Genomic DNA, 13,829 nt, shown 5'->3' with positions numbered 1-13,829 from the left:
GGTAGGAAAAATTCTGGTTATTTCCGTGCTTTTCGGGGCGAAAAATTGGCTCAGTCCCACTGATAGGTCACTTCGATCTGCTCTTCGAACTCCTCCTGCGAGGCGTTGAGCCGGCGGTGGCAGGCCGGGCAGCGGATGGCCGTTTCGGTCTCGACATACTCGCCGCAGCCGACGCACATCGGCAATACCCCGTAACCGGGCTGCATGTAGTGGTCAAACCGGGCACCGCAGTGCTTGCATCTGATTTTGTAGGCTGTTCCCATAATCGTAAGTTTTTATTGGTTCACGATGCAAAGGAACAGTCTGTGAGTGACAGGTTGTGACACACCAATGGTGAGGACCGAATTTTTTTCATCCCGTCCGGGTCAAGGCGCAAGCAATCGGTCGAGACGCCCGGATCCGGTCTACATGAAAGCCGGTTTTCAGTCCTGACGGGATTCCGCCAGGCTCCGGAACCTGGCGGTTTCTCCGCTATGTCCCGACCCGGACGCTTCCGGCGTGGGATCTTCGCACCAGCGGAATACTCCGGAGCTTTTCAGTCTGACCGGCAGCGTGTTTCAGCCGGTCTGGACCCTACTTCTCAGCCGCTTCCGGCTCCTGAATCGGACGCAGTTCGCCCGTGGTGGAGTCCATGATGTAGCCCTTGACGACGATGTCGCCGGGGACGAGCGGGTGGTTGCGCACCAGATCCACGGTCTCCAGCACGGCGGCTTCGGTATCGTCGAAGCCGTGAAGCCACTGGTCGAGGTCGATTCCGCAATGCTTCATCAGCGAGATATGGTGCTCGGGGATTCCGCGCTGCTTCATCAGGTGCTGCATCTCGGCGCTGTCCATGCCCTGCACGCCGCAGTTGGTGTGTCCGATGATCATCACCTCGTTGACGCCCAGTTCATAGATCGCCACGAGCAGGCTGCGCACCGTGCTGTCGAAGGGGTTGGTGATCGTTCCGCCGGCGTTCTTGATGATCTTCACGTCGCCGTTCCGCAGCCCGAGGGCCGCCGGGAGCAGCTCCACCAGCCGGGTGTCCATGCAGGTGACGATGGCGATGCGTTTGTTGGGATATTTGTCCGTGATGAATCGTTCGTAACCCTTTTCGGCGACGAAGCGCCGGTTGTATGCGAGAATTTCGTCGATCATGTCGTTGTCGTGTTATTTCAGATTTCTGGCTATGTATGTTTTGATGTATTCGGTCAGTTCGGGGGAGTCGACGATGCGGATGTCGTCGAGCAGCCCCACGACGAAACGCCCCACGCCGGCCATTCCGGCCACCTCGGTGTCGAGCATCCAGCGTCCGCGACCCAATGGCCGGATGTCGCGTTCGGCCAGCGGATACTCCTCGCAGAGAAGGTTGTAGGCCAGCAGTCCGAGTTCGAGCCGCACGCGGTGGCGCTGCTGGCCGTGGATGCGGAAGATGTCGATGAACCCCTCCTCGTGCTGCGCTTCGTACTCCCAGGGCGAGTCGGCGAGTTCGACCTCGCCGATTCGGGCCGTCTTGAAGAGTTTGTTCGAATGGCTTTCGGGGTCGTAGCACCATACCTGCACGTAGTTGGTCGTAAAGGCGAAGGGTTCGACCCTCCGGTCGCGGACCTCGCCGCCGTGACCCGACTGGTAGCCGTGCAGCACGGCCTGGCGGTGCTCCTCGATGGCCTCGATCAGCCGGTGGATGTTCGGGGCGTTCTTGCCGCGCACGACCGTATCGGCCAGCGAGCGGTTGTCGTAGACCGAGTAGAGTTTTCGTTTGAGGTTCTGCTTCAGCAGGTTCGTGTCGTCGATGTTCTCGATGGCCCGCTTCAGGATGACGGCCTCCTCCTCGGTGAAGTGGACCAGCTGGGAGATGTCGCGGAAATGGGGGGACTCCTTGTCCAGGCGGATGCAGTCGCCCGACTTCTTGATGACGAAGCCCGCTTCGCGGAAGGTGTCGATGTATCGGTAGACGGTCCTGCGCGACATGGCGAGGCGTTCGGCCAGCTGGTCGACGTTGTAGGTGGTGTTTGCCGTGAGCATCTTCATGAGGCGCAGCAGCCGTTCGAGCTTGGGTTGATCCATGCGGGTGTCGTTTTTACCGGGCAAAGATACGAAAAAGTCGTGACATGGGCTGTCACGACTTTAGTGCATTATTGAGAAAAATGGTTTCTATAAATTAAAGTACAGATTGGCATATGTTCCGTCAAATCTTTTCATGTTGAACATATATCGATACCCTTGGAGGTTGGAGTTGGTTACGTAATAGTCGCCTTTACCGGGAACATATATGATTAATTTGCCATTTTCTGACCTTACAAAACCATTTCCCTGACATATGGACTCGCCTGTTCTGTAATCGTAGTAATAATACCATACTTCTACGGGCCGATTATCGTTTGTTTGGATTGTTTTACTCTCAGGATAGGTTGTCGTTATTGCTACATTGGAAGCACTTGCTTTTGATATTGTACTTATCATGGCCAATGCAAAGAGGCAAAATAATAGAAGTGTGTTTTTCATTGTTTGCGGATATTGAGGTTCCTACTCACTTAAAGGCTTTTCGGCTTACTCCGTTGTACCTTGAAAGAGAAATATCTGTCATACGCACATAAAAAAGCGCGGTACTTTCAGTATATTCTCTACCCAAGGTGTTTGGCGTTACCTATTCAGCAGAATAACCAAAAGCCCGCGCCATCAAGCGCGAGCATTTTTGCAATATTCCTGCTGAACATCCTTTAGTCGCCAAACTTTTGGGTAGCAGAATAAAGCTAAAACGCTTTTCCAACTAAAATGTGCGTATCAACTTATACGCGATGTTTCATAGGCCGGTATGTTGGTGATCGATGCAAAGATACGAAAAAACCGCAACAATAAAGTTGCGGTTTGCTCTTTTTTTCTCCATTCGGAGCCTTTCTGGCGCCCACTTGCCCCCTCTCCTCCCGACTTATTGGGCCAGGACGCGCTTTTCAATCTCCTCGACCTGACGGCGGAAGGCCTTGTCGGTCTCCATGAGGTTGGTGACGGCCTTGCAGGAGTGCAATACCGTGGCGTGGTTGCGGCCTCCGATGGCCGATCCGATGGCCGTCAGCGGGGCCTTGGTGTGCTGCTTGGCCAGATACATGGCGATCTGGCGAGCCTGGGCGATCTCCCGCGTACGCTCGGTGGAGTTGAAGCGGTCGTGATCCAGATTGAGGTACTGGCAGACCACGTCGATGATGTGGTCGATGGTGATCTCCTTCTGGTTGATCTTGACGTAGACCTTCAGGATCTCCTTGGCCAGCGACGTGGTGATCTTGCGTCCGAGGAACGAGGCATTTGCCACCAGCGACGACAAGGCTCCTTCAATCTCCCGCACGTTGGCCGAGATGTTGTCGGCCAGGTAGGTGACGACCTCGTCCGAGATCTGGGCGCCGAGCTTCCGGGCCTTGGCGCGGATGATCTTGAGTTTGGTGTCGTAATCGGGTGTGTTGAGCTGTGCGGACAACCCCCACTTGAAGCGGGTCAGCAGACGCTGTTCGATATCCTTCAACTCGACGGGCGGCTTGTCCGACGTGAGGATCAGCTGCTTGCCGGCCAGCTGCAGGTGGTTGAAGATGTTGAAGAAAGCGTTCTGCGTACCGGTCTTTCCGGTCAGTTCCTGGATATCGTCGATGATCAGCACGTCGATCATCTGGTAGAAGTGGATGAAATCGGGGATTTCACCATTCTTGTAGGCGGTCTGGAACTGGGCCTGGAACTTGTTCATCGAGACGTAGAGGACCTGCAGTTCGGGATGACGTTCGCGCACCTCGTGGCCGATGGACTGGACGATATGGGTTTTCCCGAGCCCCGAATCACCATATATATATAGGGGATTGAAGGGGTTGTTTCCGGGGTTGACGGCGACGGACATGCCGGCCGAGCGGGCCAGGCGGTTGCACTCGCCCTCGATGAAGGTGGCGAACGTCAGGTTGGGGTTCAGCTGGGGATCGATAACGATCTTCTTGAGCCCGGGAATGACGAACGGATTTTTTATATTTGCGGTGTTCGTCTGCGTATTGAACTGGGCGATGGCCGTTGTGTCGGCATCGGCGGCTACGGGGACAGACTGCGAGGCGGCGCGGGGCACGGCATAGTGGAGCCGGGTCTGCTGGCCGTAGAGCTGCGAGATGATGGGCCGCAGGAAGGGGATGTAGTTCTTCTCGATCTGGCGGACGTAGCTCTCGTTGGGCACCCTCAGACGCAGCGTCGTGCCGTCGAATTCGAGTGGCACGATGGGCTGGAACCACTTGCGAAACTCCTCTTCGGAGGTCTGGGCCTTGATTCGGTCCAGGCAGTGTTGCCACGTATCGCTGTATGTCTGCGAATTGTTAAACATGTCCAAGGGTTGCACTATTTTTGACACGACAAAGTTGTGAATAATTTTGTAAAAAGATTCTCGAAATTGGGTTGCAAATCTCCTTTTTTTATATATAGAAAAACAACGGTTTCCGGAGATCGAAATTTAACTTGTTGATATTGAATTATCGAATTTTATTTGTTATATTTGCATATAAAATTTTTGGGACAGCCAAGATCAAATTTATAAATAAAACCAATAAAACTATGGCAAACGAACTGGAACAGTTGGTTCTGAAAAAAGCGCAGTCGTGGCTTGACGGACACTACGACGACGAGACGAAGAAGCAGGTCAAGTATTTGATGGACAATAATATGAATGAGCTCATCGAGAGCTTCTACAAGGACCTGGAATTCGGAACGGGCGGTCTGCGCGGCATCATGGGCGTGGGCACGAACCGCATGAACGTCTATACGGTGGGTACCGCCACGCAGGGGCTTTCGAACTACCTGAAGAAGAACTTCGCGGGCGAGCGGATCCGCGTGGCCGTGGCTCACGACAGCCGCAACAACTCCCGTCTTTTCGCCGAGCGCGTGGCCGATATCTTCGCCTCGAACGGCTTTGATGTTTACCTCTTCGACGCCCTGCGTCCGACCCCCGAACTGAGTTTCGCCATCCGCGAGTTGAAGTGCCATTCGGGCGTGGTCATCACGGCCTCACACAACCCCAAGGAGTACAACGGCTACAAGGCCTACTGGACCGACGGTGCGCAGGTCACCCCGCCGCACGACAAGAACATCATCGCCGAGGTGGAGAAGATCACTGACATCGATATGGTCCTCATGGGCAAGAACCCCGAGAACATCCATATCCTCGACGAGAAGTTCGACGAGATCTACCTGAATCGCATCCACGAGTTGTCGCTTTCGCCCGAGAGTATCCGGAAGTACCACGACATGAAGATCGTCTACTCGCCGATGCACGGCGCGGGCGTGCGGCTGGTTCCGGCGTCGCTCAAGAAGTTCGGCTTCACGAACGTGATCATGGTCAAGGAGCAGGCCGTTATCGACGGCAACTTCCCGACCGTTGAGTCGCCGAACCCCGAGGAGCGCAAGACGATGTCGATGGCCATCGAACTGGCTGCCAAGGAAGGGGCTGATCTGGTACTGGCCACGGACCCCGATTCGGACCGTATCGGCGTGGCGCTGCGCAACAAGAAGGGCGAGTACGTGCTGCTGAACGGCAACCAGACGCTGGTTCTGCTGATGAGCTACCAGCTGACGCGCTGGGCCGAGCGTGGCGAACTGAACGGCAACCAGTATGTCGTCAAGACGATCGTGACGTCGCAGATGGCCAACGCCGTGGCCGAGCACTTCGGCGTGAAGTGCTACGACTGCCTCACGGGCTTCAAGTACATCGCCAAGATCATCCGCGAGAACGAAGGCAAGGCGAAGTACATCGGCGGCGGCGAGGAGTCGTTCGGCTACCTGGGCGGCGACTACGTGCGAGACAAGGATGCCGTATCGGCCTGCTCGCTGGCGGCCGAGGCCGCAGCCTGGGCCATGGATACGATGGGGCTGACGCTCTACGAGTGGCTGCAGGAGCTCTACGTGAAGTACGGCTTCTACCGTGAGGGGCTTGTCTCGGTGGTCCGCAAGGGCAAGGAGGGGGCCGAAGAGATCCAGCAGATGATGGTGAACTTCCGTTCGAACCCGCCGAAGACGATTCTGGGCTCGCCGGTGGTGAAGATCAACGATTTCCAGACGCTGGAGACGACCGACGTGAAGACGGGCGTGAAGACGCCGATCGAGCAGGATCGCAGCAACGTGCTGCAGTGGTTCACCGAGGACGGCACGAAGGTCTCGGTACGCCCGTCGGGTACGGAGCCGAAGATCAAGTTCTACTTCGGTGTGAAGGCTCCGCTGGCATCGGTTGCCGACTACGACAAGGTGCTTTCCGAGCTGGATGCCAGGATCGAGGGCATCAAGAAGGATCTCCATCTGGAGTAATCCGCGAGGGGGCAAGGCAGGCAAGGGAGGCCGGGGCAGACAGGGGCAGGTCTGGCACCGTGTTTCGCTCTCCCTCCGAACGTGAAATACAATCCGAAACCCCGGACATCGCGGGGCGGAGAAAAGAGAGGGGCTTTCCGTGAGGAAAGCCCCTCTCTTTTCTCTGCTGCCGGTCCTGTGTCGCCGGACCCAATCCGGACAAGCGGCAGTCGGCTCATCTTGCACCTGCACGACCCGGTACCAGCTGCCGGTCCTGCCGCCGGACTCGATCCGGGCAAGCGGCATTCGACCCATCTCGCACCTGTACGCCCTGGTACCAGCACGCCCCGGCCCGGGTCTTTGCCGCCCCTCGCCTACTGCTTTTGGAGTTTTTCGTTGTGGAGGTGACGTTCGCTGTCGCGTGCGGTTTTCTTGGCGAAGTTGGCCTCGACGGCGGCCGTAAGGTCTACACCCGTCTGGTTGGCCAGACAGACCAGCACCCACAGCACGTCGGCCATCTCGTCGGCCAGATTGGCCTTCTCGCCCGCCTTGAACGATTGGTCGCCGTAGGTGCGGGCCATGACGCGGGCCAACTCCCCCACCTCCTCCGTGAGGCAGGCCATGTTCGTGAGTTCCGAAAAGTAGCGAACGCCGTATTGTTTGATCCAGGCGTCGACCCGTTCCTGCAGTTCCTTGATTTCCATAACCGTATATCGCTTTTTTGTGTTTGTTCAGAAAGCTCCGGCAATACCGGAGAGACCAATGAGACCCGGCGGTCAGTTGACCCGGATGAGATTCAGCCCGTCACGCAGCGGGACGATGACATTCTCCACGCGGGGATCCTCGACCACCAAGCGGTTGAACTCCATGAGGGCCTGCGTGTGGCGGTCGCCGTGGGCGACGGGTTCGACGACCTTCCCCGACCAGAGGATGTTGTCGGCAATGAGGACCGAACCGCTGTGCACCAGCTTCGGGGAGCCGTTGTCGCCCATCAGCATGCGGTAGTAGTCGGGATATTCGCGCTTGTCGCCGTCGATGAAGACCAGATCGTAGACCTCGCCCAGCCGGGGAGCCACGTCGAGGGCCGATCCGATGTGGAAACGGATCTTGCGGCCGTGGGGCGAGCGGTCGAACCACGATTGGGTGAACTCTTCGAGTTCGTCGTCGACCTCGATGGTGTCCAACCGGGCTTCGTCGTCCAGACCTGCGGCCATCGAGAGGGCCGAATAGCCCGTGAAGGTGCCGATTTCGAGCACCCGCCGCGGACGGATCATCCGCACGAGCATCTCCAGCAGCCGGCCCTGAATGTGGCCCGACAGCATGCGGGGGGCCACGGCCCGCAGATTGGTTTCACGGTCCAGTTCGTGCAGCAACTCCTCCTCGGGAGCCGAATGTTCGTGTACGTATCGTTCGAGAGCCTCCATAATTATCTGTATATGAGCCGCGACATCTTTGAGAAGAGCTCCTCGGCCACCTCGGTCAACTGCGAGGCCGTCAGGGCCCGGATCTTGGCGTAGACCTGCTCCATGGTGTCGACCTCGTCGTGGCAGAGCAGGCTTTTGCCGGCGCTGAGCATGTAGCTTTCGTTGCTTTCGCTCGAGATGGCCAGCTGGGCGATGAACTGCTTCTTGGCCATCGAGAGCTGACGGGGCGAGAGGGGCGTGGTGCGCAGCTTGTGCAACTGCTCCTCGATGAGTTCGATGCACTGCGGGGCATTGGCGTGCTCCGAACTGAAGTAGATAGCCACGATCCCCGTGTCGCCGTAGGGGGTGTAGGAGGCCTCGATGTTGTACGACAACCCGTGGCGTTCGCGGATGACCATGTTGAGCAGCGAGTTGGCGCTCGGTCCGCCGAGGATGTTGACCAGCAGGGCCAGGGGCAGTCGTCGCTCGTCGGCGATGTCGTAGGCGCGGCAGCCGATGATGCAGTGGGTCTGGTGGGTGTGGCGTGCGATGCTCTTCTCGAAAGGGGTACAGGGGGCTGGGGCTACCCTTTCGCCGCGGCACAGGGTCGATGCCTCGCCGCCGAAGTAACGTGCCGCGACGGCCTCGGCCACCCGGGGCGAGAAGTTGCCGATCGACGAGAAGACCATGCGGTCGGTGGTATGCATGCGCCGCGTGAAGGCGCGGATCGCCTCTCCGTCGTAGCGGGCCAGGGCGACCTTGCGGCCCAGGATGTTGTGACCGAGCTGCGAACCCTCGAACAGCAGATCCTCGAAGGTGTCGTAGATCAGGTCGGCGGGCGAATCCTTGTAGGTGTTGATTTCGTCGACGATCACCTCCTTTTCGCGCTCCATCTCGCGGTCGGGGAAGGTCGAGTGGAAGGCGATGTCGGCGATCAGTTCGGCGGCCTTGGCGAAGTCGCCGCGGAGCGTCGTGGCGTGGATTGTCGTATCCTCCTTGGTGGTGAAGGCGTTCAGCTCGCCGCCGAGGTTTTCGAGGCGGCAGTTGACCTGCCAGGCGCGGCGGCGTTCGGTTCCCTTGAAGAAGGCGTGTTCGGTGAAGTGGGCCAGCCCGTACTCCGAGGGGAGTTCGTCGCGGCTTCCGGCGCCGATGACCAGCGCGCAGTGGGCCACCGATCCGTGGACCTGGCGGTGGATGCCGCGGATTCCGTTGGGCAGCGTGTAGGTATGGAATTCCATCATGAAAGTTCGCTATGCGTGTCATTGCGACGCGCGGCCGGGGTGGGGACTACCCTGCTCCTCCCGGTCCGGGCGTCAGTGTTCGATGTGGCGGCGGAGGAACTCGCCGGTGTGGCTTCCGGGGCAGTGGATCAGCTCGCGGGGCGTCCCCTCGAAGACGACGCGCCCGCCCGCCTCGCCAGCCTCGGGCCCCAGGTCGACGACCCAGTCGGCACACTTGATGATGTCCATGTTGTGTTCGACGATGACGATCGTGTGTCCGCGTTCGATCAGGGCGTTGAACGCCGCCAGCAGCTTCGAGATGTCGTGGAAGTGCAGGCCGGTGGTGGGTTCGTCGAAGATGAACATGACGCCGCCCTGCGCGGCATCCTTGGTCAGGAACGAAGCCAGCTTGACGCGCTGGCTCTCGCCGCCCGAGAGGGTCGACGACGACTGCCCGAGCTTGATGTAGCCCAGCCCGACATCCTGCAGCGGCTGCAGCCGCTCGACGATCCGCCGGCAGGTGGCGTTGCGCAGATCCTCGCCGAAGAAGGCGATGGCTTCGTCGACGGTCATTTCGAGCACGTCGTAGATCGACTTGTCGCGGTACTTGACCTCGAGGATTTCGTCGCGGAAACGCTTTCCGCCGCAGGCCTCGCAGACCAGCTCGACGTCGGCCATGAACTGCATCGAGACCTTGATGACCCCTTCGCCCTGACACTCCTCGCAGCGGCCTCCGGCGACATTGAACGAGAATGCCGCCGGTCCGAGGCCGTTGTGTTGGGCATAGGGCTGGTCGGCGAACAGCTTGCGGATCTCGTCGTAGGCCTTGATGTAGGTGACGGGATTCGAGCGCGAGGATTTGCCGATGGGGTTCTGGTCGACCATCTCGATCGACTTGAGGAGCCGCACGTCGCCCTCCAGCCCGTCGAAGTCGCCGGGTTTCAGCCCCGTGTCGTAGAGCATGCGCCGCAGCGCCGGGTAGAGAATCCCCTTGGCCAGCGACGACTTGCCCGAGCCGCTGACTCCGGTGATGCAGGTCATCACGCCGAGCGGGATGCGCACGTCGATGTTTTTGAGGTTGTTTTCGCGGGCGCCGCGGATGGTGATCCACTGGCTCCAGCCGCGGACGCTCTCCGGGACGGGGATCTGACGGCGTCCCGTGAGGTAGTCGGCCGTCAGGCTGCGGTCGCACTTCAGCAGGTCGGACAGCGTGCCGTTGAAGACCACCTGCCCGCCGTTGTAACCGGCCCCGGGGCCGATGTCGACGATCCAGTCGGCGGCGCGGATCACCTCCTCCTCGTGTTCGACGACGATCACCGTGTTGCCCAGATCGCGCAGCTGCTTCAGCACGCCGATCAGGCGGTTCGTGTCGCGGGGGTGCAGACCGATCGAGGGTTCGTCGAGGATGTACATCGAGCCGGTGAGGTTGCTGCCGAGCGACGTGGAGAGGTTGATGCGCTGGCTCTCGCCGCCCGAGAGGGTCGACGACAGCCGGTCGAGGGTCAGATAGCCGAGTCCCACGTCCGAGAGGTACTGCAGGCGGTTGCGGAGCTCGACCAGAATGCGCGCGGCGGTCTTCGTGTCGTGTTCGTCGAGCTGCAGCGCGGCGAAGAAGCCGATCAGTTCGTCGACGGGCATGCGCACCAGATCGGCGATCGTTCGGCCGCCGACCTTGACGTAGAGGGCCTCCTTGCGCAGGCGCGAACCGCCGCACTCGGGACAGACGGTCTTGCCCGTGTAGCGGGCCTTCATCACGCGGAACTGAATCTTCCTCCGCTCGGAGTCAATGTACTGGAAGAATTCGTCCAGGCCGTGGAAATACTGGTTTCCGCGCCACAGCAGCCGCTTTTGGGCGGGGGTCAGCTCGTGGAACGGCGTATGGATCGGGAAGTTGAATTTCGAAGCGTTGTCGATGAGCTGCTGTTTCCAGCGGCGCATCGTCTCGCCGCGCCAGCAGGCGATGGCATCCTCGTAGATGGTTTTGCTCTTGTCGGGGATGACCAGATCCTCGTCGATGCCGATCACCTTGCCGTAACCCTCGCAGCGGGGGCAGGCCCCCAGCGGGTTGTTGAAGCTGAAGAGGTGCTCGGTCGGGGGTTCGAACTCGATGCCGTCGGCCTCGAATCGCGACGAAAAGCTCTTCAGCCCCTCGTCGGTGATCGTCTCGCAGACCCCGTCGCCGTAGGAGAAGGCCCTTGCCACGGAGTCGCGCACACGGGTCGGGGTCTCCTCGTCGTTGTGCACACGCAGCCGGTCAACGATCAGATGGATTGACTCGGGCTTCGTGTCGGGGCCGATTTCGGGCAGCAGCTCCTCGATGAGTTTCGTTTCGCCCTCCACGTAGACGCGCATGAAGCCGTCCGAAAGCAGCAGCGTGAGCTTCTCGATGATCCCCTGCCCCTTCGTCAGCACCAGCGGAGCGGCGATGATGACCCGCTCTCCGTCGTGGGCCAGAAGGTATTCGGCCACGTCGTCCGTCGAGTAGCAGCGCACCTCCTGCCCCGAGACGGGCGAGAAGGTGTGGCCCGCGCGGGCGAACAACAGTTTCAGATAGTCGTAGATCTCGGTCGTCGTGCCGACGGTCGAGCGGGGGTTGCGCGTATTGACCTTCTGCTCGATGGCGATGGCCGGGGCAATCCCCTCAATGATGTCGACATCCGGCTTGTTGATCTTTCCGAGGAACTGCCGGGCATAGGCCGAGAGGCTCTCCACGTAGCGGCGCTGCCCTTCGGCAAAGATCGTGTCGAAGGCCAGGGTCGATTTTCCGGATCCCGACAGACCGGTGATGACGACCAGTTTTTCGTGCGGGATCTCGAGCGAGATGTTGCGCAGGTTGTGGACCCGCGCCCCCTTGATATATATGCAGTTTTCGTGTTTTTCCATATCGGTTCGGCCCAATGCAGCGGCCGTTTCAGCAATCTGTTTTCTGTGTGTTGTTTCATCCGGCGATGCTCCGGCCTCCGCCGTTTTCACGCCCGGTCGCGGAGTGATCCGCCGGCCTTGCGAAGCCGCTCTTCGAGACGGTCGGCCAGAGTTTCGCGGATCATGAGCCGCATGGTGCAGAGGTTGTCGAATTCCTGCGCTTCGATGCGGGGCTGCAGCTCCTTGACCACGCGCATGATGTCGTTCATCGCCACATAGGGAAAATCGACCGTCACCGTGCGGTCCACCGTCCGTTCGACGATCCGGGCGGCCTCGATGGCTGCGGCGGCCGACTCCCGGTAGGCGGCAATCAACCCCGGCACGCCGAGTTTCGTGCCGCCGAAGTAGCGAACCACAACGATCAGACAGTCCGTCAGGTCGTTCGACAGCAGCTGCCCGAGGATCGGTTTCCCGGCCGTCCCCGAGGGTTCGCCGTCGTCGTTGGCGCGGAACGCCTCGCCCCGGGGACCCAGACGCCAGGCGTAACAGTGGTGCGTGGCGTCGAAGAAGCGTTTGCGCAGCGCGTCGAGGTGGTGTCGGATCTCCTCCTCCGAGCGGACGGGGAAGATCCACGACAGGAACTTGCTGCTCCGTTCGCGGCAGGCGGCCTCGGCCTCCCGGGCCACGGTGCGGTAGAGATCGTCGGCCTCCATTGCCTATCGCACTTTCCGGAAGAGGCGCTCCCAGCGGATGTTCGACGGGAACTTTCGGTTGGCGTCGAGCGACAGCCAGACGAACGAGGCCTTGCCGACGATGTGGTCCTCGGGGACGAATCCCCAGAAGCGCGAGTCGGCCGAATTGTGGCGGTTGTCGCCCATCATCCAGTAGTAATCCATGGCGAAGGTGTACTGCGAGGCGGGGGCTCCGTCGATGCGGATCACGCTGTCGCGCACTTCGAGCTCATGCCCTTCGTAGGCCTCGATGATGCGGCGGTACAAGGGCAGGTTTTCGGTCGTAAGCTCGACCGTGGCGCCCTTCTTCGGGATCCAGATCGGACCGTAGTTGTCCTGGCTCCAGCGGGCGTCGTCCCACTGCGGGAAGACGTCGGTCGAGGGCGAGTAGATGTATTTGCGTATGGAGATGACGTTGCTCGAGGCCTCGATCTTGCGGGCGGCCTCGTCGGTCAGCGACATGTAGTAGGCCGCACCGTTTCCGCTGTACTCCGTGATGCCGAGGTTGTCCAGTGCATACTGCGTGAAGGGGGCGTTGGTCTGTACGATGTAGGAGCTTTGCAGTCCGGGTATGGGCTCCTGGGCCGTGCCGTTGACATAGACCTGTCCGTCGCGGATCACGAGCGAATCGCCGGGCAGCGCCACGCAGCGCTTGATGTAGTTTTCGCGCTTGTCCACCGGGCGGCTGATGACCGTGTACTTTTCGTTGAGGCGTTTGCGTCCCTCCTCCTTGCCGAACGACTCCTCGAATCCGCGCAGCACGTCGTAGTAGGTCACCGACTGGTTTTCGAGCAGCACGGTGTCGCCGGCCGGGAAGTTGAAGACCACCACGTCGTTGCGGCGGATGGGCTTGAGACCCTTCAGGCGGTGATAGGGCCATTTGATGGCCTCGGAAAAGGACTTTTTGGTCTGCGAGAAGGGCATCGTGTGGTGGACGAACGGGAACGACAGCGGCGTGTTGGGCATCTGGGGTCCGTAGGAGACCTTGCTCACGTAGAGGTAGTCGCCCACCAGGAGTGACTTCTCCATCGACGAGGTGGGGATCACATACATCTGGAAGATGAAGATGTGCACGAGCGAAGCGACGACCGTGGCGAAGATGATGGCGTTGACCCACTCGTAGACAGTCTTGTAGACCTTGTTTTTCTGACACAACTCCGCATTGCGGTGCCAGACGTAGCGGTAGAAGAGCTTCGAGATGTAGAGGTCGTAGATGATCGGCAGTCCGAGGAGCAGCCAGAGGTTTCCGGTCCAGACGACGAACCAGAGGGTATAAAGCAGGGCCGAAAAGGTGAATCCGACCCACTTGTTACCGAAAAAAGCCTTGATTTTTTGCATCTTGT

Annotated in this window: 11 protein-coding genes; 1 reads left to right on the top strand and 10 read right to left on the bottom strand. The window is 59.7% G+C overall.

Going from position 1 to position 13,829, the window contains the following annotated elements; translation table 11 throughout:
* Positions 1 to 50: 50 nt before the first annotated feature.
* The 4 genes from B5G09_RS03110 to dnaA all read right to left on the bottom strand — a co-directional run bounded on the left by B5G09_RS03110 (position 51) and on the right by dnaA (position 4,321).
* Positions 51 to 263, bottom strand: a complete 213-nt coding sequence (locus B5G09_RS03110) for a hypothetical protein (RefSeq protein WP_087309236.1) — start codon at positions 261 to 263, stop codon at positions 51 to 53.
* 310 nt (positions 264 to 573) lie between these two features.
* Positions 574 to 1,137 (bottom strand): carbonic anhydrase, encoded by a 564-nt coding sequence (locus tag B5G09_RS03105; RefSeq protein ID WP_087403993.1) that lies wholly within the window; start codon positions 1,135 to 1,137, stop codon positions 574 to 576.
* Positions 1,138 to 1,149: 12 nt separating this feature from the next.
* A complete protein-coding gene (locus B5G09_RS03100; protein ID WP_087309238.1) occupies positions 1,150 to 2,046 on the bottom strand; it encodes a WYL domain-containing protein in 897 nt (298 codons plus the stop codon).
* An 862-nt stretch (positions 2,047 to 2,908) separates the two neighbouring features.
* On the bottom strand, positions 2,909 to 4,321 hold the full coding sequence (dnaA, locus tag B5G09_RS03095; RefSeq protein WP_087403992.1) for a chromosomal replication initiator protein DnaA: 1,413 nt from the start codon (positions 4,319 to 4,321) through the stop codon (positions 2,909 to 2,911).
* Positions 4,322 to 4,548: 227 nt separating this feature from the next.
* On the opposite strand from dnaA, the gene B5G09_RS03090 reads away from it, so the two are divergent.
* The gene (locus B5G09_RS03090; RefSeq protein ID WP_087309240.1) at positions 4,549 to 6,291 is read left to right on the top strand and encodes a phospho-sugar mutase; all 1,743 of its coding nucleotides are present in this window, start codon (positions 4,549 to 4,551) and stop codon (positions 6,289 to 6,291) included.
* A gap of 353 nt (positions 6,292 to 6,644) precedes the next feature.
* On the opposite strand, the gene B5G09_RS03085 is transcribed toward B5G09_RS03090, so the two are convergent.
* The 6 genes from B5G09_RS03085 to lepB all read right to left on the bottom strand — a co-directional run bounded on the left by B5G09_RS03085 (position 6,645) and on the right by lepB (position 13,824).
* Positions 6,645 to 6,974 carry a nucleotide pyrophosphohydrolase gene (locus B5G09_RS03085; protein ID WP_087309241.1) on the bottom strand — a complete coding sequence of 110 codons (330 nt, stop codon included), beginning with the start codon at positions 6,972 to 6,974 and terminating at the stop codon, positions 6,645 to 6,647.
* A gap of 72 nt (positions 6,975 to 7,046) precedes the next feature.
* The gene (locus B5G09_RS03080; protein WP_087309242.1) at positions 7,047 to 7,694 is read right to left on the bottom strand and encodes a class I SAM-dependent methyltransferase; all 648 of its coding nucleotides are present in this window, start codon (positions 7,692 to 7,694) and stop codon (positions 7,047 to 7,049) included.
* Positions 7,695 to 7,696: 2 nt separating this feature from the next.
* Positions 7,697 to 8,911, bottom strand: a complete 1,215-nt coding sequence (locus B5G09_RS03075; protein WP_087404090.1) for a pitrilysin family protein — start codon at positions 8,909 to 8,911, stop codon at positions 7,697 to 7,699.
* Positions 8,912 to 8,986: 75 nt separating this feature from the next.
* Positions 8,987 to 11,776, bottom strand: coding sequence for an excinuclease ABC subunit UvrA (gene uvrA, locus B5G09_RS03070; RefSeq protein WP_087403991.1), 2,790 nt, complete (start codon positions 11,774 to 11,776; stop codon positions 8,987 to 8,989).
* 86 nt (positions 11,777 to 11,862) lie between these two features.
* Positions 11,863 to 12,468 carry a YigZ family protein gene (locus tag B5G09_RS03065; RefSeq protein ID WP_087403990.1) on the bottom strand — a complete coding sequence of 202 codons (606 nt, stop codon included), beginning with the start codon at positions 12,466 to 12,468 and terminating at the stop codon, positions 11,863 to 11,865.
* Between the two features lie 3 nt (positions 12,469 to 12,471).
* Positions 12,472 to 13,824 (bottom strand): signal peptidase I, encoded by a 1,353-nt coding sequence (gene lepB, locus B5G09_RS03060; RefSeq protein ID WP_087309246.1) that lies wholly within the window; start codon positions 13,822 to 13,824, stop codon positions 12,472 to 12,474.
* Positions 13,825 to 13,829 lie beyond the last annotated feature (5 nt).

Origin of the sequence: Alistipes sp. An54 (assembly GCF_002159375.1) — a bacterium.
GTDB classification, from domain to species: Bacteria; Bacteroidota; Bacteroidia; order Bacteroidales; family Rikenellaceae; genus Alistipes; species Alistipes megaguti.
Note: the sequence above shows the minus strand (reverse complement) of the source record. Positions and strands in the feature narration are given on the sequence as shown.

Bases quoted from the DNA above. Each gene is read 5' to 3' on its own strand.
- uvrA (WP_087403991.1), bottom strand. From the start codon at position 11,776: ATGGAAAAACACGAAAACTGCATATATATCAAGGGGGCGCGGGTCCAC.
- B5G09_RS03110 (WP_087309236.1), bottom strand. From the start codon at position 263: ATGGGAACAGCCTACAAAATCAGATGCAAGCACTGCGGTGCCCGGTTT.
- B5G09_RS03100 (WP_087309238.1), bottom strand. From the start codon at position 2,046: ATGGATCAACCCAAGCTCGAACGGCTGCTGCGCCTCATGAAGATGCTC.
- B5G09_RS03090 (WP_087309240.1), top strand. From the start codon at position 4,549: ATGGCAAACGAACTGGAACAGTTGGTTCTGAAAAAAGCGCAGTCGTGG.
- B5G09_RS03105 (WP_087403993.1), bottom strand. From the start codon at position 1,137: ATGATCGACGAAATTCTCGCATACAACCGGCGCTTCGTCGCCGAAAAG.
- B5G09_RS03065 (WP_087403990.1), bottom strand. From the start codon at position 12,468: ATGGAGGCCGACGATCTCTACCGCACCGTGGCCCGGGAGGCCGAGGCC.
- dnaA (WP_087403992.1), bottom strand. From the start codon at position 4,321: ATGTTTAACAATTCGCAGACATACAGCGATACGTGGCAACACTGCCTG.
- lepB (WP_087309246.1), bottom strand. From the start codon at position 13,824: ATGCAAAAAATCAAGGCTTTTTTCGGTAACAAGTGGGTCGGATTCACC.
- B5G09_RS03075 (WP_087404090.1), bottom strand. From the start codon at position 8,911: ATGGAATTCCATACCTACACGCTGCCCAACGGAATCCGCGGCATCCAC.
- B5G09_RS03080 (WP_087309242.1), bottom strand. From the start codon at position 7,694: ATGGAGGCTCTCGAACGATACGTACACGAACATTCGGCTCCCGAGGAG.
- B5G09_RS03085 (WP_087309241.1), bottom strand. From the start codon at position 6,974: ATGGAAATCAAGGAACTGCAGGAACGGGTCGACGCCTGGATCAAACAA.